This is a genomic window from Peptococcaceae bacterium 1198_IL3148 (assembly GCA_036763105.1).
Classification (GTDB): Bacteria; Bacillota; Desulfotomaculia; order Desulfotomaculales; family Desulfohalotomaculaceae; genus JBAIYS01.
The window spans coordinates 38322-63334 of the sequence record JBAIYS010000006.1 but is presented as its reverse complement, the minus strand read 5'-3'; the positions used below and the strand labels follow the sequence as shown (position 1 = coordinate 63334).

The 25013-nt window shown below is 45.0% G+C and carries 21 protein-coding genes and 2 pseudogenes; 19 read left to right on the top strand and 4 right to left on the bottom strand.

Annotated elements, in window-relative coordinates; genetic code table 11:
* Positions 1 to 5: 5 nt before the first annotated feature.
* The 6 genes from V6C27_07390 (at position 6) to V6C27_07365 (ending at position 5557) form a co-directional block, all read left to right on the top strand.
* On the top strand, positions 6 to 917 hold the full coding sequence (locus tag V6C27_07390; GenBank protein ID MEG6616246.1) for a YIEGIA family protein: 912 nt from the start codon (positions 6 to 8) through the stop codon (positions 915 to 917).
* Between the two features lie 24 nt (positions 918 to 941).
* Entirely contained in the window at positions 942 to 1133 is a 192-nt protein-coding gene (locus V6C27_07385) for a hypothetical protein (GenBank protein MEG6616245.1), read from the top strand.
* A gap of 62 nt (positions 1134 to 1195) precedes the next feature.
* Complete coding sequence (locus tag V6C27_07380; protein ID MEG6616244.1) at positions 1196 to 2515, top strand: DUF512 domain-containing protein; 1320 nt, start codon at positions 1196 to 1198, stop codon at positions 2513 to 2515.
* A 47-nt stretch (positions 2516 to 2562) separates the two neighbouring features.
* On the top strand, positions 2563 to 3885 hold the full coding sequence (gene der / locus V6C27_07375; protein ID MEG6616243.1) for a ribosome biogenesis GTPase Der: 1323 nt from the start codon (positions 2563 to 2565) through the stop codon (positions 3883 to 3885).
* Between the two features lie 11 nt (positions 3886 to 3896).
* Positions 3897 to 4505, top strand: a complete 609-nt coding sequence (gene plsY / locus V6C27_07370; GenBank protein ID MEG6616242.1) for a glycerol-3-phosphate 1-O-acyltransferase PlsY — start codon at positions 3897 to 3899, stop codon at positions 4503 to 4505.
* Between the two features lie 17 nt (positions 4506 to 4522).
* The gene (locus V6C27_07365; protein ID MEG6616241.1) at positions 4523 to 5557 is read left to right on the top strand and encodes an NAD(P)H-dependent glycerol-3-phosphate dehydrogenase; all 1035 of its coding nucleotides are present in this window, start codon (positions 4523 to 4525) and stop codon (positions 5555 to 5557) included.
* Here the strand turns inward: V6C27_07365 and V6C27_07360 are convergent.
* Complete coding sequence (locus V6C27_07360; protein ID MEG6616240.1) at positions 5535 to 6134, bottom strand: MarR family transcriptional regulator; 600 nt, start codon at positions 6132 to 6134, stop codon at positions 5535 to 5537. The two genes, V6C27_07365 and V6C27_07360, sit on opposite strands and share 23 nt — an antisense overlap.
* A gap of 403 nt (positions 6135 to 6537) precedes the next feature.
* Between V6C27_07360 and spoIVA the strand changes: the two genes are divergently transcribed.
* On the top strand, positions 6538 to 8016 hold the full coding sequence (gene spoIVA / locus V6C27_07355; protein ID MEG6616239.1) for a stage IV sporulation protein A: 1479 nt from the start codon (positions 6538 to 6540) through the stop codon (positions 8014 to 8016).
* A 47-nt stretch (positions 8017 to 8063) separates the two neighbouring features.
* Here the strand turns inward: spoIVA and V6C27_07350 are convergent.
* Positions 8064 to 8390, bottom strand: a pseudogene (locus V6C27_07350) (GNAT family N-acetyltransferase).
* Positions 8391 to 8628: 238 nt separating this feature from the next.
* Here V6C27_07350 and V6C27_07345 point away from each other — a divergent pair.
* The 8 genes and pseudogenes from V6C27_07345 (at position 8629) to ilvA (ending at position 16256) form a co-directional block, all read left to right on the top strand.
* Entirely contained in the window at positions 8629 to 9084 is a 456-nt protein-coding gene (locus V6C27_07345; GenBank protein ID MEG6616238.1) for an ACT domain-containing protein, read from the top strand.
* 39 nt (positions 9085 to 9123) lie between these two features.
* Positions 9124 to 10419 carry a homoserine dehydrogenase gene (locus tag V6C27_07340; GenBank protein ID MEG6616237.1) on the top strand — a complete coding sequence of 432 codons (1296 nt, stop codon included), beginning with the start codon at positions 9124 to 9126 and terminating at the stop codon, positions 10417 to 10419.
* Positions 10420 to 10428: 9 nt separating this feature from the next.
* A complete protein-coding gene (thrB, locus tag V6C27_07335; protein MEG6616236.1) occupies positions 10429 to 11331 on the top strand; it encodes a homoserine kinase in 903 nt (300 codons plus the stop codon).
* Positions 11332 to 11439: 108 nt separating this feature from the next.
* Positions 11440 to 12660 (top strand): aspartate kinase, encoded by a 1221-nt coding sequence (locus tag V6C27_07330; GenBank protein ID MEG6616235.1) that lies wholly within the window; start codon positions 11440 to 11442, stop codon positions 12658 to 12660.
* A gap of 93 nt (positions 12661 to 12753) precedes the next feature.
* Positions 12754 to 13035 (top strand): annotated as a pseudogene (locus V6C27_07325) (DUF134 domain-containing protein).
* Between the two features lie 149 nt (positions 13036 to 13184).
* Positions 13185 to 13790, top strand: a complete 606-nt coding sequence (locus V6C27_07320; protein ID MEG6616234.1) for an NAD(P)H-dependent oxidoreductase — start codon at positions 13185 to 13187, stop codon at positions 13788 to 13790.
* Positions 13791 to 13924: 134 nt separating this feature from the next.
* A complete protein-coding gene (locus tag V6C27_07315) occupies positions 13925 to 15010 on the top strand; it encodes a Xaa-Pro peptidase family protein (protein MEG6616233.1) in 1086 nt (361 codons plus the stop codon).
* A 37-nt stretch (positions 15011 to 15047) separates the two neighbouring features.
* The gene (gene ilvA, locus V6C27_07310) at positions 15048 to 16256 is read left to right on the top strand and encodes a threonine ammonia-lyase (protein MEG6616232.1); all 1209 of its coding nucleotides are present in this window, start codon (positions 15048 to 15050) and stop codon (positions 16254 to 16256) included.
* 41 nt (positions 16257 to 16297) lie between these two features.
* On the opposite strand, the gene hcp is transcribed toward ilvA, so the two are convergent.
* The gene (hcp, locus tag V6C27_07305) at positions 16298 to 17584 is read right to left on the bottom strand and encodes a hydroxylamine reductase (protein MEG6616231.1); all 1287 of its coding nucleotides are present in this window, start codon (positions 17582 to 17584) and stop codon (positions 16298 to 16300) included.
* Positions 17585 to 17845: 261 nt separating this feature from the next.
* On the opposite strand from hcp, the gene V6C27_07300 reads away from it, so the two are divergent.
* On the top strand, positions 17846 to 19906 hold the full coding sequence (locus tag V6C27_07300) for an ATP-dependent DNA helicase RecQ (GenBank protein MEG6616230.1): 2061 nt from the start codon (positions 17846 to 17848) through the stop codon (positions 19904 to 19906).
* A 41-nt stretch (positions 19907 to 19947) separates the two neighbouring features.
* On the opposite strand, the gene V6C27_07295 is transcribed toward V6C27_07300, so the two are convergent.
* Positions 19948 to 21543, bottom strand: coding sequence for a LysM peptidoglycan-binding domain-containing protein (locus V6C27_07295; protein ID MEG6616229.1), 1596 nt, complete (start codon positions 21541 to 21543; stop codon positions 19948 to 19950).
* Between the two features lie 244 nt (positions 21544 to 21787).
* On the opposite strand from V6C27_07295, the gene rnhA reads away from it, so the two are divergent.
* The 3 genes from rnhA to bshC are packed head-to-tail and all read left to right on the top strand — an operon-like array spanning position 21788 to position 25012.
* Positions 21788 to 22246, top strand: coding sequence for a ribonuclease HI (rnhA, locus tag V6C27_07290; protein MEG6616228.1), 459 nt, complete (start codon positions 21788 to 21790; stop codon positions 22244 to 22246).
* Positions 22247 to 22267: 21 nt separating this feature from the next.
* Positions 22268 to 23383, top strand: coding sequence for an aminotransferase class I/II-fold pyridoxal phosphate-dependent enzyme (locus V6C27_07285; GenBank protein MEG6616227.1), 1116 nt, complete (start codon positions 22268 to 22270; stop codon positions 23381 to 23383).
* Between the two features lie 18 nt (positions 23384 to 23401).
* Positions 23402 to 25012 (top strand): bacillithiol biosynthesis cysteine-adding enzyme BshC, encoded by a 1611-nt coding sequence (gene bshC, locus V6C27_07280; protein ID MEG6616226.1) that lies wholly within the window; start codon positions 23402 to 23404, stop codon positions 25010 to 25012.
* The last annotated feature ends 1 nt before the right edge of the window (position 25013 follow it).

Here is a 25013-nt window from a genome sequence, read left to right as displayed (position 1 = left end):
TAATCATGCACTTGCAGGACTATCTATTGGTAATTGTTATTGGAACATTGGCAGGTACAGTTACAAGGATGGTCCTGCTGCGCATTGATTATAAACAGTATCCTGGTTATCCCCACGGCTATATCGTTCATCTATCGCTGGGCTTTATTGCCTCCGCCTTAGGGGCGGTGGCAGTGCCGGCAATAATCTATAAAGAGTTCACCGCCTTTACATTTTTAGCTTTAGCAGCCCAGCAATTCAGTGACATTCGCAACCAAGAACGTACCACTTTGCAAAGTTTGGAAGAATCGGAGTTAATTCCCCGGGGCAGGGACTATATAGAAGGTATTGCCAAAACCTTTGAAGCCCGTAACTATTTGGTAATGATAGTATCCTTTGTGACCGCCTTAAGCACACAACTGGCATTGGAAACTGGTGTTGGCTGGGCATTGGGGGCCATTGTGGGTATTATCATGATACTGATCAGCAAACTCTTTATGACCGGGCGGGTTATTGGTGATATATGTGAGGTAAAAATTGCCGATATCCGTTTTGAAGGGGCAACCCTTTGGATTGAAAATATCGCCATCTTCAATGTCGGTCTGGCAAGCCGTCGCCAAGAGATTTTAGAGGGAGGCTTGGGGGTGGTAATTCATCCTAAAAATGATAATGCCAGGGCCACCATACATGACATGGGACAACGGATGGCCATTGCCCATACCGCCGGTGTAGTTCTGGGCACAAAAAAGGATATTGATATTCCGGAATTTTCCCCCACTTTGCGCAAAGATCCAGACACTGGCAAAGTAGCTATGTACATCATGCCGGTGGAAAAGGATGCCCAAGCTTTGGTAGAGGCTGTAAACCGGACACCGGTTTTGGAAACAGCCTACAGCAAACCCTTGGCCACCAAAGCCGGGCGCTATGCATCCGATTAAAAATAAAAGCAGCGAGGTGCTGATGTGGGTATAGAAATTAGCAGTATGATTTTGGCAGCCATAACCATTAACAAAGACACAGTAGCAGGTGGTGTGCCAATTTTTTATGTAAACAATGAACAGGAGTTGCAAGATATGGCCGCCAGCATGGCTAACATTTTGGACGGCATGGCCCATCAGTTAACGAATGGCACATTAATTATTGTTAAACACTAATGCTTGACTTAAATTAACAGGTGTTAGATAATTTATGAAGTATAACCATTTGGAGGTAACTAATGCCAGTTAAAGGACTAGTAGTAACAGAAGTTTATCCCGGCAGTATTGGTGAAGAACTGGAGATAACACCCGGCGCTACCATTGTGGAGATAAATGGTAAACCCGTTACCGATTTATTAGATTATCGATTTTTAGCCAGTGATGATGAATTACAAATGAAAGTAATCACCGCCGACGGTGAAGAATGGTTAATGGAAATAGAAAAGGATTATGACGAAGATTTGGGGCTGGATTTCGGAACAAATGCCTTGGGAAAAATCAGGCGGTGTCGGAACAAATGCCTTTTTTGTTTTGTGGACCAAATGGCCCCGGATATGCGCGATACCCTTTATGTTAAGGATGACGACTATCGCCACTCATTCTTATATGGCAATTTTGTAACCTTGACCAATGTAAATGATCAGGAACTACAAAGAATTATCGAACAGCATTTAAGTCCACTATATATTTCTGTTCATACCACCAATCCGGATTTGCGGCACCGGATGATGCGCAATCCCCATGCTGCTAACATTATGAAACAGCTAACAGCACTGGCGGCAGCAGGCATAGAAATGCATACCCAGGTGGTGTTATGCCCAGGTTTTAATGATGGTAAAGAACTGGATAGTACCATCGGCGATTTGGCAAGCCTTTGGCCCAGTGTCCGTTCATTGGCCGTTGTTCCGGTGGGGTTAACTAAATTTCGCCAGGGATTGGCTGAACTTAATTTATTTACACCAGAACAGGCAGGTGAAGTGGTCAAGCAAGTTACCCGCTGGCAGCAAAAGTTTATGCAGCAGTTTGATGACCCCTTTGTATTCATTGCTGATGAGTTCTATGTTATTTCTGGACAGCCCATTCCACCGGGCCAACATTACGGTGACTACCCACAGTTAGAAAATGGCATAGGATTAATCAGATTATTCATTGACCAATGGGATCAGGTAAAAACGCAATTGCCCAAAGAAGTATACCCACCACAAAAAGTCACAATGGCCACCGGAACCTCAGCATATGCTATTATGGAGCCGATAGTGGCTAGGTTAAATCAAATAGATGGATTGCAGGTGCAACTGCATTTAATACCGCACCGTTATTTTGGCAATACTGTAACGGTGGCAGGTCTTTTAACAGGCAGTGATCTGTTACAAGAACTACAGGGAAAAGACTTGGGACAGAAACTGCTTATTCCCGCGGTGATGTTGAAGGATCAACAGGATGATGTTTTTTTAGATGATATTTCTCTTGATGAACTGGTGGAAAAGCTAGGTGTGCCAATTGTACCGGTGGATACCCCCAGCGAACTGGTGGCAGCAGTAGTCAAAGGATATGAATAATGTTTAATGAAGATAAATAAATGGTTAGAAAGTGTGTGATTCAACTTATGGCAAAACCAATTGTAGCGATTGTTGGGCGTCCCAATGTGGGTAAGTCAACATTATTTAATCGCATTGTGCGCAGCCGGGTGGCCATTGTGGAAGACCAACCCGGTGTAACCAGAGATAGATTATATTTTGATGCTGAATGGCAGGGTAACGAGTTTACTTTGATCGATACCGGCGGTATAGAGTTTAAAGATACCGACCAGTTTACCCTTCATGTTCGCCGGCAGGCGGAAATTGCCATTGAACAGGCCGACGTGATTTTATTTGTGGTGGATGCCAGAGCTGGTCTGCATCCCACCGACTATGAAGTGGCCTCAATGTTGCGGCGAATCAAGCAACCGGTGTTGGTGGTTGCCAACAAGGTGGAAAATTTTGATGCCAGTAAAATTCCTTATTATGATTTTTATGAACTGGGTTTGGGTGAACCAATCCCGGTATCGGCGGCAGAAGGGATGAACACCGGTGATCTGTTAGACAAAGTGGTGGAATTGCTACCTCAAATAGAAGAAGAGGAGTACCCGCCGGATACAATAAAGGTGGCCATTATTGGTCGTCCCAACGTCGGCAAATCCACTTTGTTCAACTCCCTAATTGGTGAAGAACGGGTGATTGTCAGCAATGTGCCCGGTACCACCCGGGATGCCATTGATACTTATTTAGAGCGGGATAACAAACATTATGTGCTGATAGACACTGCCGGTTTACGTCGCAAAGGCAAAATTGAGGAAGCCACCGAGCGCTACAGTGTAATTAGATCACTGCGGGCGGTGGAACGCTCTGATGTGGTGCTGATGCTCATTGATGCCACCGAAGGGGTCACCGAACAAGACAAACGCATTGTGGGTTATGCCGAAGAAAAGGGAAGAGCCATTGTGCTGGTGGTAAATAAGTGGGATTTAATTGAAAAAGATGGTAAAACAATGAATCGCTTTAACGAAGACATTAGAGAAGAGCTTGGTTTTATCCAATATGCACCCATAGTATACATTTCGGCATTGACTAAAAGAAGGGTTAATAGAATACTGGAACTGGTGGATTATGTGGCAGAACAGCATACATTGCGCATTTCTACCAGTAATGTCAATAAATTAGTAAGGGAAGCGATGTTGCACAACCAACCGCCCTCTGATAAAGGTAGACGTTTAAAAATTCTTTATGCGATGCAAAACTCTGTACAGCCGCCTACTTTTATTTTGTTTGTGAACGATCCGGAGTTAATGCATTTTTCCTATCTCCGTTATATCGAGAACTACTTCCGCAATGCCTATGGCTTTGAAGGTACGCCCCTTAGGTTTATCCTCCGTAAGCGTGATGAAGAATAGGATGAGGTAATGTGCACTTGGATGTTATTATTGTTTTGGTAGTGGGTTATCTTTTGGGTTCAATACCATCGGGCTACATACTGGCTAAGCTTTGGCGGGGTATTGACATTCGACAGTATGGCAGTGGCAACATTGGGGCCACTAATATATATCGAACGTTGGGGGTAGCACCGGGAATCTTGGTGCTACTGGCAGATATGGCCAAGGGGATTGCGGCGGTGTTGGCCGCCAGGTACATTGCCTCAGGTGATATCCAAGCCATAGCCGAATTATCCGCAGCAGTGGGAGCTTTATTAGGACATAGCGCTTCAATCTTTTTAAAGTTCAAGGGCGGAAAAATTGTGGCCACCGGTGGGGGAATAATCTTTGTGATTTCACCGCTGACCGGGCTGATAGCCCTAGTGCTGCTTATTGCCACAGTGGCCATTACCCGCTATGTGTCAGCAGGTTCGATGGTGGCGGCTTTATCAATACCCATTGCCTTTTATCTATTAAATTTAGATTTACCATACTTGATCTTTGGTATTGCAGTTGCAGCTTTAGTTATTTACAAGCATCGTTCTAATATAAAACGGATATTTTCTGGCACTGAATACAAAATTGGTCAAAAACCAAAATAAAAAGGGGTGACACCTTAATGCAACAAAGCATTGCTGTAATTGGTGCAGGTAGCTGGGCCACTGCCTTGGCCGTTCAGTTGGCCAGAAATGGCCACAATGTTAAAATGTGGGCCCGAAACAATGACACTGTAAACGATATCAATCGCAATCGTCAAAATAAAAACTATTTACCAGGGGTGACCATCCCCAATAATGTGCGCTGCAGCAACGATATTGGCGATGTGTTGATTGACACCAATGCGGTGTTGTTTGGCGTCCCGTCACACAGCTTTAGAGAGGTTATAAAAATGGCCCAACCAATGATTCCCCAAAACGGGCTGGTGATTAACGTGGCCAAGGGCATAGAGGAAAATACTTTGAAAAGAATGTCCGAAGTGTTTATTGAAGAGACCTCTGAAGCCGATGGTGATCGCTATGTGGTGCTCTCTGGTCCTAGTCATGCCGAAGAAGTAGGGCAAGATTTGCCCACCGCAGTGGTGGTGGCATCGAGGTCTGCCAAGGCAGCCAAATATGTGCAAAAATTATTTATGTCCGGCAGCATGCGGGTCTATACCAACCCGGACGTTATTGGTGTTGAACTGGGTGGCGCTTTAAAAAATATCATTGCTTTAAGTACAGGGGTGGCTGACGGTTTGGGTTTTGGTGACAACGCCAAGGCCGCTTTAATGACCAGGGGGCTGGCTGAGATCTCCCGTCTGGGGGTGGCTATGGGGGCATTACCCCTTACCTTTGCCGGCTTGGCTGGTGTTGGAGATTTAATTGTCACCTGTACCAGTATGCACAGCCGTAACCGCCGGGCCGGCATAGAAATTGGTAAAGGAAAAACACTGGCAGAAGCCGTTGAGACTGTGCGCATGGTGGTTGAAGGGGTGCGCACAACAAAGGCGGCCAAGGCTCTGGCCGCCAAATATCAGGTTGAAATGCCAATTACGGAGGAAACTTACCGCGTGCTGTTTGAAGATTTTTCAGCCCGGGAAGGGGTAATGAACTTGATGGGGCGGAGTGGTAAAGCAGAAATAGAAGAAGCCGCTATGTTAAAGTGGCATCATTAACTTTTTTACAGGTGTCCTCAATATAATTAACAATATCTTCACCAATCAGATATTTAACCGAGGTTTTTAGCCAATCATAGACATCGGTGCTGGCCTGGGCCTCATCGCTGATAAAGATTAAACCATGCTTAAACTCCGCTAAATCTTTGGTTATATAATGGGCGGCAAGACTTTGGCCCTTGGCTGTGGCTTTTAAGGCCGATGTCTTACCGTCCATTGCCGCTATGGTTATCAACTGCTTTTTGTTTAGGGAATGAGTAATCCTGCTGGCGGTGGAACGATTCCAATGGCACAGTTCAGCTAAATTGCTCATTGATAAACCTTCCTCAAAAATAATGGTTAACAGGGCGATAAATTGAGCCGGTGTTAAATCCAACCCACTTAAATCCTTCTCAAATGCCACATCTAAATTGTGGAACAAACGGCGCAAATACATGTAAAGACGCCAACTTTGAGACAGTAAAGGCTCATCTTTACATGGGTAATTTTTAAATAATATAGATATGTTTTTATTACTTGCTTTTTTATTGGCGCCGTATGCCGGTTTCCTTCTGCGCTTGCCAATTGAATCTTTCAAAGGTCTCACCTCAATATTTATATAGATATCGTAACGGCGTTTTCATTAGTTTACGTAACACTGGTTAATTGTGTTCCACAAAATGGAAGACATTTTTTTAATATAAATATATTTTTTTATCATTTTTAGGCGGTGGTAGCTCATACAATTAATCAGTGCCTTAGAATTTTTTTCAAATTTTATATTACATCGTCATATTACTAATTTATGTTCATATATATATATTGTTATTGTATGCCACTGGAAAAAAATAGACATGGACGGGATATTCGGTGTCTGTTAGGTGGGGTCAGTAAAATGTAGCCTGCTGTCCTGACCTTGTTTGGCTGGCGGGGGAGGGATGCATTTTACATAGATTAGGGCGGTGAATATTTTATATATTTTTTAAGGAGGGAGAGTGTGCATGGAAAAAATTGATCTTTTCCGTGATATTGCAGAACGCACCGGTGGAGACATTTATTTGGGCGTAGTCGGTGGTGTTAGAACCGGCAAGTCCACCTTCATAAAAAGATTTATGGATTTAACAGTGATTCCCAATATCAAAAATATACATGATAGAGAAAGAGCTAAAGACGAATTGCCCCAAAGTGGAGCGGGTCGTACCATTATGACCACTGAGCCCAAATTTGTTCCGAATGAGGCGGTGGAGATTAATATCACCCCCAATCTACAGGTGAAAATGCGTTTGGTGGATTGTGTCGGTTATCGTGTGGAAGGGGCGTTGGGTTACGATGAAGAAGAAGGACCGCGGATGGTTAACACCCCTTGGTTTGAAGATCCCATCCCTTTCCAAGAGGCAGCAGAAATTGGTACCCGCAAAGTAATATCTGAACACTCCACCATCGGAGTGCTGGTTACCACCGATGGTTCAATAACTGACATTGACCGTGAAAACTACGTTGATTCTGAGGAAAGAGTGGTGGCAGAACTCAACGAATTAGGCAAACCCTTTGTGGTGGTTTTAAATTCAATCCGTCCTAACAATCCCGAAGTTCAAGCATTGGCTATCGAATTACAGGAAAAATATGATGTGCCTGTATTGCCAATAAACGTAGCGGAACTGACACAGGATGATATTTTATACATAATGGAACAGATTTTATTTGAGTTTCCAGTTAACGAAGTTAACATTACACTGCCCTCTTGGGTTGAAGAGTTGGACGTTAAGCATTGGCTCCGGGATCAATTTGAAGATGCAGTGAAAACGACTGTGCATCATGTGCGCCGGTTACGGGATATTGAAACTGCCGTTGAGGCGCTGGGAGATTATGATTTTGTTAAGCAAGTTAACTTAAAAAGCATGGATATGGGCACTGGTTCGGCAGCCATTGAGATGCTGGCCAAGCAGGAATTGTTCTATCAAGTGCTCAGCGAAGAAACTGGTTATGAAGTGACTGGAGAACAGGACATTTTTAGACTGATGCGTGACTTTGCTGTGTCAAAGCAGGAATGGGACAAAGTTGCCGATGCCTTTACAGAGGTTAGAGAAACTGGCTACGGGGTGGTGACGCCCAAACTGGATGAAATGAACCTTGAAGAACCAGAGTTGATACGCCAGGGCAATCGGTTTGGCGTCAAACTAAAGGCCAGTGCACCGTCACTACACATCATTCGAGCCGATATCACCACCGAAATCACTCCGATAATTGGCACCGAAAAACAATGTGAAGAACTGGTACGCTATATGTTGGATGAGTTTGACGAGAATCCTCAGAAAATTTGGGGTTCAGAAATTTTCGGTAAGAGTTTGCATGACTTGGTTCGTGAAGGTGTACAGAACAAGATTCACCATATGCCGGAAAATGCCCAGATTAAACTTCAGGAAACACTGCAACGCATTGTCAATGATGGTAGCGGTGGTCTAATATGTATTATTATCTGATAAAAGCCCGCAATTAGCGGGCTTTTATATATTTAACACTGTATATATTATGCTCTGGCCTTTACCCACAGGTGCATGTCTTCCCAATCGCCACAGATGTGGCAGTTGTTGATTAACGTACCTCTATAGCTATAACCCAAACGGTGTAGAATTAAATTAATACCGAATTCGGAGGCCCGGGACAGGCTGTATAAACACTTGATACCTTTTTTAGCTGTTTCCTGTTCCAGTTTTGTCATTATTACACTCATTAATCCCCGCCCTCGATGTGCTGGGTCTGTGGCACAATTAGTCATTTCTGCGTTGCGATTATCTAGATCCATTTCAGCAGCGGCTACACTGGCTATTTTTTCATCTTTCCTTTCCAGGCAAACAAAACATTTGTCACAGGTTCGGGCCGAAGGGTAGCCCTACCTCTGGTTAAAAGGATTCAAATATTGCTTCAACATCTGGGTTATGATAATGGTGGTAGCCATTTAATTTGTTTGAATAATAGAACATTATTAAGATGATAAAATAGATGTTGTCAAAATTACCAGCAGGGTCTATAATGTCTACATCGGAAGGAACATTATCCTTTCCTGGGAGACATACAAATTGGGAGGGATAGCTATGTCTAATGATAACAACCGTAACAAAAAGTTTTACTTGGTAAATGAAGACATTTTACCAGAAGCAATTTTAAAAACGGCCCAAGCCAAGGAATTATTGCGCAAAGGTCAGGCAATAACAGTTAATGAGGCGGTGGAAAAGGTTGGGCTTTCCCGCAGTGCCTTTTACAAGTATAAAGAAGGTGTATTTCCCTTTAACCAGTGGAGTAGGGGAAAAATCGTCACCATATCGTTGATGCTGGAGCATCGCTCGGGCATATTGTCTACCATTTTAAACAGCATTGCGCTACAAAAGGGTAACGTACTTACTATCAACCAAAACGTACCCCAAGAGGGAATAGCCGGTGTTACGGTGGCCATTGAAACTGCAGAGCTATTGGGAGACTTGGAGGAATTGGTCAACCAATTGCGCAAAGTGGATGGTGTGCAGAAAGTGCAAGTTGTTGGTCAGAGTTAACCAATGGCGGAATTAGTATAGTTTGACGGAGGTTTTTTTATGGATGCTAAAAAAGAAGTGGTAAAAGTTGCTCTGCTTGGTATGGGTACGGTGGGCCGGGGAGTATACCGTACTCTCAGTGATAACGCAGAGGTTGTTCAACGCAGAGTGGGAGCAAAGTTAGAGATTAAAAAAATATTGGTAAGGGATGTAAATAAAAACAGAGGTGTCAATGTTCCATCGGCGGTGCTAACAGATGATATTAATGATGTCCTCAATGACCCGGAAATAGACGTGCTGGTGGAACTGATTGGTGGCATTAATCCGGCGTTAGAGTATGTGCTGGCCGCCTTGCACCGGGGTAAAAGCGTTGTTACTGCTAACAAAGACATGGTGGCTATGCACGGAAAAGAACTGTTTGCTGCCGCCTGTGAGGGAAATTGTCATTTGCTATTTGAAGCCAGTGTTGCCGGTGGTATCCCGATAATCCGTACTCTGAAGCAGAGTTTGGCCAGCAATCGTATTGAAGCTGTCTTTGGCATTATTAATGGTACAACTAACTATATGCTAACTAAAATGACCAAGGATGGTTCTGACTTTGATGCGGTGTTGAAAGAAGCCCAAGCCAAAGGATATGCCGAAGCTGACCCCACTGCAGATGTGGCAGGCTATGATGCCGCCCGGAAAATAGCCATTTTAGCTTCCATCGCCTTTAATACTAGGGTAACTTTAAACAATGTTTATGTAGAAGGAATTACCAAGGTAACCGCTGAGGACATTGCCTATGCCAAGGAATTAGGTTATGTCATTAAGTTGTTAGGTATAGCCAAGGATACGGCTGAGGGAATCGAGGTTCGGGTTCATCCTACGTTTATTCCCCAAGAACACCCATTGGCATCGGTAAACGATGTCTTTAATGCGGTTTTTGTGCGGGGGGATGCGGTGGGCGATACCATGTTTTATGGCCAAGGGGCAGGGGAATTGCCCACTGCCAGTGCAGTTGTTGCAGATATCATGGAAGCGGGCCGAGACTTAGTCAATAACACTTCCAGTATTATTGACTGTACCTGTTATGATAATAAACCGATTAAAGCCATGGGAGAAACCCAAAGTCGTTATTACATTAGAACTAAAGTGGCTGACAAGCCAGGGGTATTGGCATCAATAGCCTTAGTATTTGGCAATAAAAATGTCAGCTTAGCATCGGTGATTCAAAAGGATGCTGAGGGCTGTACCGCTGAATTGGTGCTGATTACCCACCATACCAAAGAAGAAAATGTACAGGATGCCTTAGCTGATATTCAGCACCTATCCTGTGTAAAAGAAATTGCTAACGTGATACGTGTTGAAGGGTAGAGGATGAAGATGATCCGAGTACAGGTGCCTGCTACAACGGCAAATCTTGGCCCCGGTTTTGATTGCCTGGGTATGGCTTTAAAATTGTACAACATAGTTGAGATGAAACAACTAGACAAGGGTTTAATCATCGAGGTGGTTGGCGATGGTGCTGACGGCATTCCCCTCAATGAAAACAACATTGTCTATCAAGCGGCAAACAAAGTGTTTAATAAAGTGGGTTATCAACCGGCGGGACTAAAAATTAAATTAACTAATCAGATCCCTGTAAGTCGCGGGTTAGGCAGCAGCGCTGCAGCAATTGTTGGTGGTGTTGTGGCTGCCAACATGATGGCTGGCAATAAATTAGCTGCCAAAGAATTGTTGGAATTAGCCAATGAGTTGGAAGGCCATCCCGATAACGTGGCCCCGGCTTTACTGGGGGGGATTGTCATATCGGCAGTGGAGCAAGGAGAGGTACAATCTATTAAACTGCAACCCCCAATGGGCCTGAAAGCGGTGGTTGCAGTGCCGGACTTTAAGCTTTCCACTAAACGGGCCCGGGAAGTTTTGCCCAGTCAGGTTACATTGCAGGATGCAGTGTTTAACGTGGGGCATGTGGCACTGCTGGTGGCAGCTTTAAGCCAAGGTGATATGGATAAATTAAGCTATGCCATGGAAGACAAACTGCATCAGAGCTATCGAGCGTCGTTGGTGCCAGGAATGAAAAAGGTTTTGGCGGCAGCAAAGTTGGCCGGTGCCAGAGGCGTGGTGCTGTCAGGGGCCGGACCCACTTTGATTGCTTTGGCCGATAATAATTTTGAATTAATTGCTAACGTGATGAAGGATACCTTTAGGCAAAGTGGTGTCAATGCTAAAGTAATGATATTGGAACCCAGCAGCGTGGGGGTCCGGGCTTTAGAAAGAGTATAAGCTGGCCAATTATAATTTTGTATACTTGCTGATCAAAAGGTGACTTTTACAAAAAAAGTATGATATCATATACCTTGTTATTTCTAAAAACAGGAGTGAAATGGCAGAATGTTGATTGTACAGAAATATGGTGGTAGTTCAGTTGCCAACCCAGAACGCATCAAAAATGTGGCCCGCCGGGTAGTGGAAGGCCGCAAGAATGGCAACGACATGGTGGTTGTGGTTTCTGCCATGGGTGACACTACTGATGATTTGATTGAGTTGATGAAACAAATTACCAATAACCCTTCCGATCGGGAAATGGATATGTTGCTTTCCACTGGAGAGCAGGTGTCCATTGCCTTGTTATCCATGGCCATCAAGGAAATGGGCAGTGATGTAATCTCACTTACCGGTGGACAGGCGGGAGTTAAAACCAATGAGGTCTATGCCAAAGCAAAGATTACCAATATAGACAACAGTCGCATCAAGGCAGAACTGGATAGTGGACGGATTGTGGTGGTGGCAGGCTTCCAGGGAATGAATGAGTTTAACGATATCACCACCCTGGGTCGAGGTGGCTCTGACACTTCGGCAGTGGCCTTAGCCGTTGCCCTGGGGGCAGATTTGTGTGAAATTTATACCGATGTGGACGGAATTTACACAGCGGACCCCCGGGTAGTGCCCACGGCCAGCAAATTAGCAAATATATCTTACGATGAAATGTTGGAGTTGGCCAGTTTAGGAGCGGTGGTTTTACACCCTCGGGCAGTGGAACTGGCAAAGTTGTACAATATTCCGTTGCAAGTTCGTTCTAGCTTTAATAACAATACAGGTACCGTTGTCCAGGAGGTTGGAAATATGGAAAAACATATTATCGTAAGCGGTGTGGCCTATGATTGTAACGTGGCCAAGATTGGTTTGTTTGACGTACCAGATTATCCAGGCATTGCCTTTAAAATTTTCCAGGCTTTAGCTAAACAAAACATAGACGTCGATATGATTATCCAAAGCGCCATGCGCAACAATGTCAACGACATATCCTTTACCATCACCAGAAACGATTTGCGCAAAGCGCTGGCTGTGGTGGAAGAGATACAGAGTGAAATCGGTTTTGGAGGCTATACCCACGACGAAGATGTTTGTAAAATTTCTATTGTGGGCGCCGGTATGGTTAGTCACCCCGGTGTGGCAGCCATGATGTTCGAAGCACTGGCCGAAGAGAGTATCAACATTGATATGATCACCACTTCTGAAATCAAGGTATCCTGTGTAATTAAAGCAGACGATACCGAAAAGGCAGTGAAGGCACTGCATCATAAATTTAATTTAGATGACTTGAATAGTTAAAGTGTTACAAAAGGGGCCCATATCAAGGTGCTCCTTTTTATTTGACATATGTTCAAATTGCCATTAAAATTATGGCAAGGAGGGGGAGAAGAGATGCCGCGACCGCCTAAATGCAGAAGGGTAGAATTTGTACCGGAGGTAACCTATTTTAAGCCAGCCGGTGTACCGATGGTGGAACTAGAGGAAATGTCGTTGACAGTGGAAGAATTGGAAGCCATTAGACTTAAAGACTTAGAAGGGTTAGAGCAAGAATCCTGTGCAGAGCGCATGCAGGTATCACGACCAACATTTCATCGCATTCTTGTGGCCGCCCGCAACAAAATAGCCCAAGCTTTGGTGAACGGCAAAGCAATTAGGGTAGAAGGCGGCAATTTTCATCATGTACCCAAACACCATGGGGGTAAACGCTGTCGCAACCATGGTAACAACGAAACTAAACGATAAATTGTTATTGGCAATGGCAGGATATTTGTTAACTGATGGGGAACTCCTTTGGTATTATTAATATTAAAGGAGTTGTTGTTATGGGTAAAATCCTTTTTATTAAGGCCAATCCCAAGCCTGATGAACACTCTAACACCTTTAAACTTGCCAACGTATTTTTGCAGGAGTATATAAAGTACCACCCCAAAGATGAAAAAGAAATCACTACCCTAGATTTGTATCAGCTGGGTATTCGCCTGCTGGATGGAGAGATGATAGCAGCAAAGTTTTCCGGTCAGCACAATGAAGTGCATGCCTATGCCCAGCAGTTTGCCGCTGCGGAAAAATATATTATCGCCGCCCCCATGTGGAATTTAAGTATCCCGGCCATTTTGAAAGCATACTTTGATTATGTGGTGCAAGTGGGAATAACCTTTAAGTATACAGAAAATGGGCCAGTGGGGTTATTGACAGACAAACCGAGAAAGGCGGTCCACATTGTAAGCCGCGGTGGTATGTACAGCGAAGGTCCGGCGGCGCAATACGAGATGGGCGATAGATATGTGCGCACCATTCTAAATTTTATGGGTATCCCACATGTTGAAACCATCAAACTGGAGTTAGCCGATGTATTGCAGGGAGAAGCCTTGGCGGCGGCCCAAGAGAAGGCTTACTACGAAGCTAGGGATTTAGCAAAGGTGTTTTAAATACAGTATCGGTCACCACCCACAATTTACTATAAATTGTGGGTGGTTTTTAGTTTGTTTGGATGCTGCAAAAAATATAGGCCAGTGGATTGTGTTATAATTATTCAAGATATTATTTTAAAGCAGGTGACAAAATGGATATTTATCAGCAACGGTTCCAACGGGCCCAGAAGTTATTGGCGACCCAGCAGGTGGATGCGGTGGTGGTGACTTCGACGCCTAACTTTTTTTATTTCACCGGTACTTGGCTGGAATCAAACGAAAGATTACAAGCCATTGTCATTCCCCAACAGGGTACCCCAACTTTATTAGCCCATGAAATGTTTAAGGAACAGGTGGCAGCCGCTGGGGTGGACATGCTGTTTTGGTCCGATGGACAGGTGGCGGTAGAATTATTGAACCAATATTTGCCCTCTGCCGGCACGGTGGCCATTGATAATAGTTGGCCCAGTGGCAATTTAATTCAATTAATGCAAATCAACACCCATTTGAATTTTGTGGACAGCAAAGATATTTTGGGTGCATTGCGTTTACATAAAGATCAGGTGGAAGTTGCCAGGCTGAAAGAATCCGGCAAAACAGCCGATCGGGTGATGGAATCATTGGCTAAATTTATTAAACCCGGCCTCACTGAACGCCAGGTGGCAGATGAAATCCGCAGTCAATTTAAACAGCTGGGAGTAAGTAAATTATCCTTTGATGTCATAGTTTCCACTGGCGACAATTGCGCCATTCCTCATCACGTTCCCGACGGGACAGTGCTGCAGGCAGGACAAACGGTATTGATTGATATGGGAGGCATTAAGGATTATTACTGTTCTGATATAACGCGCACCTTTGCACTGGGGCAGCCGTCCCTTGAAATTAGAACCGTCTATGAAATAGTAAAAACGGCCCAACAGCAGGCTTTTCTAGCCATTAAACCGGGCGTCACCATGGAGCATGTTGATGCGGTGGCCAGGAACATCATCACCGAGGCCGGATATGGTCAGTATTTTACTCACCGCACCGGACATGGTGTGGGGATTGAAATTCACGAAGAACCCTATCTAGCCGCGGGCAATTTCCAGCGGTTGGCTGAAGGTATGGTGGTCAGTGTAGAACCTGGCATATACCTACCAGGTAAGTTTGGTGTCAGAATTGAAGATACCGTTGTGGTGACAGCAACCGGGGCGGAACGGTTAAATAATTTCACCCGAGAATTAATCATCAAACCATAATTTTTTGGCAAACATATTGATAAAGAGGTGATATACTTTGCATCAGATTTCGTTGCAGGATATTGAAAAAGCCCGTGAAGTGTTGGCGGATGTGGTGAAGAAAACTGACATTATCACCAGTCCAATCAATGATTTGTGCAGTAGCGAAGTTTATTTAAAACTGGAGAACTTACAGCGTACGGGTTCCTTTAAAGTTCGCGGTGCTTACAACAAAATCAACAGTTTAACGCCGGAACAGAGGGAAAAGGGGGTTATAGCCTCGTCGGCGGGCAACCATGCCCAAGGGGTGGCGTTGGCGGCTCAAGAGTTTGGCATTAAGGCCACCATAGTGATGCCCGAAACAGCTCCTTTGGCCAAAATATCTGCCACTAGAGGATACGGGGCTGAGGTGGTGCTAAGTGGATTTGTTTATGATGATGCCTATGCCAAGGCGGTAGAAATTCAACAAAAGACCGGGGCTGTTTTTATTCATCCCTTCAACGATCCAGCGGTCATTGCCGGTCAAGGAACAGTGGCCTTAGAGATTCTGGAGGAACTGCCCGATGCCGATGCCATTATGGTTCCCATTGGCGGTGGTGGGCTAATTGCCGGAGTGGCTTTGGCCGCCAAAGCCATTAATCCGCAAATAAAAATTATTGGGGTGGAGGCAGCCAATGCCCCCTCGATGAAAGAATCCATTAAGCATCATGAACCAATTACATTAAAAAGTGCCGCCACCATAGCCGACGGCATAGCTGTTAAAACGCCGGGTGATTTGACCTATCAAATAGTCCAACAGTATGTGGATGATTATATTACTGTGGAAGAGGATGAAATTGCCAAGGCCATGCTATTATTGCTGGAACGGTTTAAACTAGTAACCGAGGGCTCCGGTGCGGTGCCAATGGCGGCGATGATTAACGGTTGCTTAAATATGCCCGGTAAAAAAGTAGTGGCTGTGCTTAGCGGGGGCAATATCGACGTTAATGTGCTATCTAGAATAATAGATAAAGGCCTGGCTAAAGCCGGGCGTAAAACCGAGCTTACCACGATTTTGCCAGATAGGCCGGGCAGTTTACAAAATATGCTCAAAATCATCTCTGAGCTGGGCGCAAATATTGTGGAAATACACCATAACCGCATTACCAGTGAGGCTGAATTAAACTCATCCCGGGTTGACTTTGTTTTGGAAACCCACGACAATAATCACTTGGAAAAGTTGATTGGCGAACTGCAAAGAAATGATTACAAAGTACGCCGAGCATAAAAAAGTAAAGGGAGAATCGTCATGATTCTCCCTTTGCGGTGTTACTTCAACATTTCTGCCAGATCGGTTTTAGCATCACCGATTAATTTTAAGTTAAAGGTATTTTGTAGCACTCCCAGTACACCGGGGGTGATAAATTCTGGTGCCTTAGCGCCAATGTAAATGTTTTGTACCCCTAAGCTGAACAGTCCCAGCAGGATGGCCACCGCCTTTTGTTCGAACCATGACAATACAATGGTTAATGGCAGTTCGTTAACGGTGCAGTTAAAGGCCTCTGCCAGAGCCAACGCAATTTTCACTGCCGATACCGAGTTGTTGCATTGACCAAGGTCAATGTAGCGAGGAATGTTGGTGCCCGGAACGTTACCGTAATCCACGTCGTTAAATCTGAATTTACCACAAGAGGTGGTTAAAATAACACATTCCTTTGGCAAAGAGGTGGCCAGTTCTCTGTAGTAGTCGTTACCTTTACCAGGGGCATCACAACCAGCGATCACAAAGAAACGTTTAATCTTGCCAGCTTTTACTGCCTCAATGATTTCCGGTGCCAGACCCAACACAGTTTGGTGGTGGAAACCGGTTAACAGAGTTTTGTCAGATTGAACATTGGCTGCTGGCAACGACAGTGCCTTTTCAATCAATGGAGTAAAGTCATCGTTTTCAATTTTGGTTACTCCCTCAAGACCAGTCAGGTCATAGGAGAAGAAACGGTCAGAGTAACTGCCTTTAATGGGCATTACACAGTTGGTGGTGGCCAGAATGGCACCGGGAAATTCTTCAAACAGCTTTCTTTGATCAAACCATGATTTACCGATGTTACCCTTTAAGTGTTTGTATTTTTTCAGCTCTGGGTAACCGTGGGCAGGCAACATTTCTGAGTGAGTGTAAATGTTGACCCCTTTACCTTCAGATTGTTTAAGCAGTTCTTCCAGTGCAAACAGGTTATGTCCGGTGACTACAATGCATTTACCTTCAATTTTATTTGAAGATACATTAATTGGTTGTGGAATACCAAAGCGGTCGGTATGGGCTTTATCCAGCAGCTCCATCACTTTAACGGTGGCACTACCCACTTTTAATGCCATGTCAACGGTCTCTTGTAGGTTGAAGTTTACGTTGGTCAATGTTGAATATAGAGCTTCATGGGTGATGGCGTCAACATCGGGGTCGGTGTATCCCAACTGTCTGGCGTGGGTAGCATAAGCTGACACACCCTTTAAGCCAAAAATGATGGTGTCTTGCAAACTGGCTAGGTCTGGAGTTTTGCCACACACACCAATTTTTTTGCAACCGCCTTTAGGGGTTTGCTCACATTGGTAGCAGAACATATCCATTTTTTCTTGCTCTTTTTTGTCTTTGGTAAAGAATGATAACATGTAATAATCCCTCCTGATGTATTTGAAATTGTTTTTCCAATTTGTTCGCGTCGCTTGACGATGGTTAAATTATACCTAGTTAAATAAAATTCGGATATGATTTATGTCATAATACCGGTGTGAGATTGCTCACAACCTATTAAATTGGACAAGTGGTTAATGGCGGGTTAAAATATTAATGTTAAAGAATTGTTTTTTTTAAGGAGAGTGCACATGGCTGAATTACTGACGGCATTACATAAATATTTTGGCTTTTCTGAGTTTCGCCCTGGACAGCGAGAGGTAATTGATCAGGTGTTAACTGGACATGATGTGATGGCGGTGATGCCCACTGGGCGCGGTAAGTCACTGTGTTATCAGCTGCCCGGGCTAATGCTTCCTGGGGTAACGTTGGTAATTTCACCATTGGTGGCATTAATGAAGGATCAGGTGGATAGCTTACATACCAGAAATTTGCATCAGGTCACTTATTTAAATAGTCAACTGACTGCTGAGGAGCACAAAGAGCGGCTTAACGGTATTAAGCGGGGTGAGTATAAACTGGTCTACATCGCTCCAGAAAGGTTGCGCACCAGAAGTTTTAGCAACCTTTTACCCAACTTGCCCCTAGAGTTGCTGGTAATTGATGAAGCCCATTGCATTTCGCAATGGGGTCATGACTTTAGACCGGATTATTTATATATCAAGGAATTTGTGAACAGTATCAGTAAACGCCCTAAAGTGTTGGCCTTAACTGCCACTGCCACCCTAAAGGTACAACAGGATATTTTAAAACAGTTGGGCATAGAAAATGCCACCAGGGTTGTGGCCGGCAGTGACCGCCCCAACCTGTACTTATCGGCTCAAAAGGTTGATAATGGCAAAGCCAAATTGCAGGCATTGGCAGAGATATTGGTGGGTGAAAAGGGCAGTGGTATTGTGTATACCGCTACCCGCAAAGATAGCGAAGCGGTGGCACAATTTTTAATTTCGCAACTGGGGATGAAAGCTGCCCCTTACCATGCAGGTATGGACCCAGATCAGCGGGCAGCGGTACAGGATGGGTTTATCAATGACCAATATTCAGTGGTGGTGGCCACAAATGCCTTTGGCATGGGAATAGATAAGCAGGATATTCGATATGTGATTCATTTTAGCATGCCAGCCAGTATTGAAGCCTATTATCAAGAGGTGGGCAGGGCTGGCCGGGATGGCCAACCGGCTAAATGTGTATTGCTCTATGCTGCCAGAGACAAAGCACTGCAGGAATGGATGATAGAAAACGACGCCATCACCCGGGAACATTTGGTCATTTTTTGGAAGGCCTATCAAAGGAATTTAAACAACGGTCGGTCACTGTTAAATCCTGCGGAATTGGATGCTGCCGGGTTGGATGACAACAGGTTGCGTCTGGTGGTGGGGGCGCTGGAGCGTCATGGTGTCATCACCATGCTAGAAAGAAACTCCGAATACTTAGAGGTGGAAATGGGCCCGGTGGAAATGAGCCCGGCCATTTGTCAAGCGGTGTTGCAAGAGTCCCAACGGCGCGGTACCGATCGGCGCAGTAAGCTCTCCTACCTGGTTAATTGGGTGCATGCCGGGATTTGCCGCCGAGAAATGTTGTTGGAGTACTTTGGTGAAAAGGTAACCGATAAACCAGAACGTTGTTGCAACAACTGCGATCAGCAAGACCAGCAAGATGTGTCCTTTGAGCCGTTGGAGATTTTGCGCTGTGTGCAACAAATGGTTCGGGGAGTGGGACGGAAAAAACTGGCTGCCATTTTACAAGGTTCCAAAGCGAAGGATATTACCGAACGGGATTATCATCTGCTGACGCATTACGGCAAATTAAGAAATCGATCAGGCCCTGAACTGTTGGCGATGATTGATCGTCTGCTGGGCGATGGGTATTTACTGTCCAGTGGTGAGCAGTATCCGGTGCTGGAGCTAACTTCCAAGGGTTGGGAGGCCCTTTCCTTGGGTAACCCGTTACCCATACCGGCGGCCCCGGTAAAGACTAAGGGTGATATTAAAATACCCAGTGAATTTTCTAACCGGCCCAAGGTAGCACCGGATGAAACTTTGCTAAATGCCTTGAAAGAGTACCGCAGCAGTTTGGCCCGCAAGAATCAACAACCGCCATTTATGTTTTTTCACGACCGGGTGTTGGTGGAAATAGCGATTAAAAAGCCCCACTCGCTGGAAAAACTCGGTTCTATATCGGGCATCGGCCCGAAAAAACTAGCCGATTATGGCAAAGATTTACTGGCCATTGTGGGCTTCTACAGTAAATAAAATATGGAACTGGCAAAAACCAGTTCCATATTTTATATCAATTAACTCCTTGGAATGCAGATTTCTTGGCCCACTTGTAGCCTGTTGGGGTTTACCCCCGGGTTAGCGGCTTGAATGGCCTCGACGGTGGTGTTAAACCGCTGTGCCAAGGAGAAGAAAGTGTCTCCGGATCTAATTACATATGGTGTTGTGCCGGCAGGGCATCTGCCGGGCTGAGGTCCATTGCCCCCAGGTATACAGATGGTTTGCCCCACCTGTAGGTTGTTGGGGTCAACATTTGGGTTAGCATTTCTAATGGCATCCACAGTGGTGTTGAACCGTTGTGCCAAGGCAAAGTAGGTGTCTCCAGATCTAACTACATATGGTGTTGTGCCGGCAGGGCATCTGCCGGGCTGAGGTCCATTGCCCTCAGGTATACAGATGGTTTGCCCCACCCGTAGGTTGTTGGGGTCAACATTTGGGTTAGCATTTCTAATGGCATCCACAGTGGTGTTGAACCGTTGTGCCAAGGCAAAGTAGGTGTCTCCAGATCTAATTACATATGGTGTTGTGCCGGCAGGGCATCTGCCCGGTTGAGGTCCATTGCCTCCAGGTATACAGATGGTTTGCCCCACCCGTAGGTTGTTGGGGTTAACACCTGGGTTAGCGGCCTGAATGGCTGCCACAGTGGTGTTAAACCGCTGAGCCAAGGAGAAGAAAGTATCTCCGGATCTAATTACATACGGGTTAGTGCCGGCAGGGCATTGCCGTTGTTGGGCCATCATGCCAGATGCCGGTGGGATACAAATGGTTTCTCCCACTGAAACAACGTCTGGATCTTCAATTTGTGGGTTAGCAGCAATCAATCTTTCTAAGCTAATATTATTGCGACGGGCAATGACAAACAAATTGTCACCGGGTCTAATTACATACAGTCTGCCTCCGGGACAGGGTGGTACATCCGGTTGGGGTATGCAAACCACTTGACCCACTTGTAATCTGTTGGGGTCAACCCCCGGGTTAGCAGCGATAATATCGTCAACGCTGACGCCAAAGCGCTGAGCCAGTCTAAAGAATGTATCTCCAGCTCTGATGGTGTATTCTCTGCTACCCGGTGGGCATTCTGTCGGTTCTTCACCGGGAATACAAATTCTCATGCCAACCCTTAGGTTGTTAGGATCAATACCGGGGTTTAATCTTTGAATGGCACTTACAGTGGTGTCAAATTCATTTGCCAGTCTAAACAGAGTATCGCCCTGCCTGATTGTATAGGCAAAGGACCCTGCTGGGCATTCACCGGGCATAACGCCGGGGATGCAGATGATCCGACCCACTTGTAGGTTATCGGGATCCAAACCTGGGTTTGCTCTCAGTATGGCATCCACCGATACATTGTAGCGGCGGGCAATGGAGAACAGAGTATCCCCTGCCCTGATGGTGTAAAGAGTACCATTGGGGCACTCTGGCTCTGGTTCTGGTACGCCTGGGAGACAGATCACTTGACCGACCCGCAGGTTATCGGGATCAACATCTGGGTTGGCTTCTAATAGTGCATCTACTGAAAGATCAAAACGTCTGGCGATAGTAAAAAAGGTGTCGCCTGCTCTAATGGTGTAGGTTCTGCCGCCTGGACATTGTTGACGGTTATGTCTTACCATGCATTAATCAACTCCTCACAAAATTTCTATAGTATATTACGTTGCAAACATCAAAGTAGTGATTGATGTGGAGCAAATATTTTCAAAAGTTGTGAGGCGTTGAGAATTTATAAGCAATTATTGCTCTAAACAGATGTGGTGGCTAAATTAAAGTAAATATTTGTTTACTATGTCACTGTTATGGTAAAATATTACACAGACATCAAGGGCGTGGCCCTTAATTGATATTAAGGTGGGTTTGGTTTTGCAACAAGTTAAAATATATACCGATGGCGCCTGTTCTGGCAACCCCGGTCCCGGTGGCTATGGAGTGGTGCTTTTATATGGCGATCACCAGAAAGAATTGTCCGGAGCCTATGACAACACAACCAATAATCGGATGGAAATACTGGCAGCCATTATTGGGTTGGAGAGCCTAAAACGGCCTTGCCAAGTTACCCTTTATAGCGACAGTCAGTATTTGGTTAATGCCATGACCAAAGGTTGGCTGGATAAATGGCAGCGCAACAATTGGATGCGCAACAAAAGTGAACGGGCAAAAAATGTAGATTTGTGGAAACGCTTATTGGCCGCTGCCAACAGGCACCAAGTGGAATGGGTGTGGGTCAAAGGCCATGCCAGCAACGAAATGAATAATCGCTGTGATCAATTGGCTGTCAGTGCCATTAAAGAAAAGCCCAGACAAATGGATAACCCTGAGTAACGGTGAAGGGAGATAATTGGTGTGAAAATAAAGCCGTTTTTACTGGAACGGTGGTTTGCTAAGTATGAATTTGTGGTCAAACATAATCTATGTGCCAGTTGTGCGTCGGCCACCACCACCGCCGACCTATTGACAATGGCTGGCCAAGCTAAAGCGGAAGAGTACTTGAATCTTAATTTAGATTATACCCCAAACCCCGGGCACCCTCAGTTGAGAGAAGAAATCGGCAAACTTTATCAAAATATTGGTGCCCAAAATATTCAAGTGACCACCGGGGCTTCGGAAGCCATTTTTTTATTGATGAATATTTTGTTGGAACCGGGCGACAATGTGGTGGTAGTTGATCCCATTTACCAGTCATTGTTTGAAATTGCCCTTTCTATAGGAGTGGAAGTGAGGCGTTGGCCATTAAGTGACGAAGAATTTGCCACTGACCTTAAGTCTCTGACCCCACTGATGGATGAACACACCAAAATGGTTGTGGTTAACTACCCCCACAGTCCCACCGGAGCGATGATTACTAAGGCTGAGCAGCAACAATTAATTAAAATCATCGAGCAACACGGTTGTTACTTGGTTTCAGATGAGGTTTATGCCGGCATTGTTTATCATCAAGAGGATATTTTGCCCCGGGCGGCGGATTTGTCACCACTGGCCATCAGCATTGGTGATTTTGCCAAGCCATGGGGCATGGGCGGTCTAAGGATTGGCTGGTTGGCCTGTCAACAGTTAGATTTACTGACGGAATGTGCGGCCATGCGGGATTACACCACCATGTGTAATGCGGCACCGGCGGAATTTTTGGCCACCATTGCTTTACAACACAGTGATGAAATCTTACCGCTGAAAATAAGTGAAGCTAGAAAAAATTTGACCACCTGGGAGCAGTTCTGCCAACAACATCCTGGGGTATTCACTTGGATACCGCCTAGGGGAGGTTTTTCTGCATTTCCCAAAGTGGAGCTAAGGGTAAATATAGATGACTTTTGCCGGCGATTGGTTGAAGAATATAGCGTGTTGCTAATGCCGGGGTCAGTTTTTGGTTATGATAACCATATCCGCATTGGCTTTGGACAAAGGGAGCAAGAATTTAAAGCGGGGCTAGAGTTACTGGGTAAGTTTATCAAATCCTTATAATGGGGTGAACTGGTTCTATTGAAGCTAGAAAAGGCAGAGATATTTTACTCGCAACCATTGGCCAACAAATATTTGTTGAATTACCCGCAGGTGGCCCATTTGTATGATTACAATCCTTACCTAGACAGTAGCTATCGACAAAGACTTGTTGATGTCTCGGATTGTTCTGGCTTTAAACGGCAGCAACTATGCCGGGCATTATTATTATATAATGGTCATTTGGGTGCCGGGGAAAAGACGGTGCAAAACATCAGTCGGCTGGCGGAAAATGCTGCCGTTGTGTTAACTGGTCAGCAACCGGGTATATTTACCGGCCCCCTTTATACCATTTACAAGGCTTTAGCTGCCTGTATGCTGGCTAAAAAATTAACGTTGACATTGCACCATCCAGTGGTGCCAATTTTTTGGGTTGGTTCAGAGGATCACGACTTTTTAGAAATTAACCATGTCAATGTACCAAGTGCCACCGGCCCGGTGACGTTGACACTGCCCTACCCAGTGGATGGACGACCCTCGGTGGGTACCATCCCACTGTTGCCTGAGGTTAAGCAACTGCTGCAGCAACTGCAACATTATTGTCATGGTGACAAACAACAATTATTAGGGCAGCAAATGCTGGCAATTATAGAGAAATCTACAAACCTAAGCGATTGGTTTGCTAGATTGCTATCTTGGTTGTTTAATGATTTTGGTTTAATAATGGTGGACTCAATGCTGCCAGAAATCAGAAGGCTTGAGGCTGATTTCTTTTACCAAGCGATAGCAAATAATGTGGCAGTGGAGCAGGCCTTTAAAGCGGGATATAATAAGGTGGCAGCCATGGACATCAAACCCCAAGTGGAGCACTGCCCTGGGCGCGCCAATCTGTTTATTTATCACCGGCAGCAACGTACAGCATTGTATCGGGATAAAGGTGGTTACCGCAGCCGTGATGGTAAAATAAGGTATAGCCCACAAGAGCTTTTATCGCTGGCAGACACCAGCCCAGAGAGGCTTAGTGTAAATGTAATTTTAAAACCAGTGGCCACCGAAATGATATTTCCGCTTTTGGCATATGTGGGGGGGCCGGGTGAGATTGGTTATTATGGCCTGTGTAAGCCCTTATACCATCTCTTTGGCCGCAAAATGCCTGTTATTTATCCCCGCCCCAGCGTGACATTGATCGAACCCCGGGCAATGAAGTACCTAAATAAATATCGTCTGTCCCCGGCCCAATTTACCAGTAACCCGCAAAAATGCGTCGCTAACTTTTTACATAACACGCAAAGCATTAATATTAATGAGCCTTTCGCCCAATTTAATGCAGATTTAACAATTCTACATAAAAAATTATTTTGCCAATTAAATAAATTGCCGGCGGATATTGCAGGACTAGAACAGGAAAATTTACACAGTCTCATCAAAAAAGTTAATCAATTACAGGCCAAAGTGACCCAAAGGCACCGCAAAGCCCACCAAACCGAGCTTAGACAACTTAATTGGTTGCAGCATCAACTGACACCATCGGGTGGGCAGGAACGAGTATACAACATAATGCCCTATTTAGCTAAGTATGGGGTAGAACTAATAAATAAATTGGGTGAACTTCCCTTGCTGGAAGGTAATGAACACAATTTAGTGTATTTGTAAG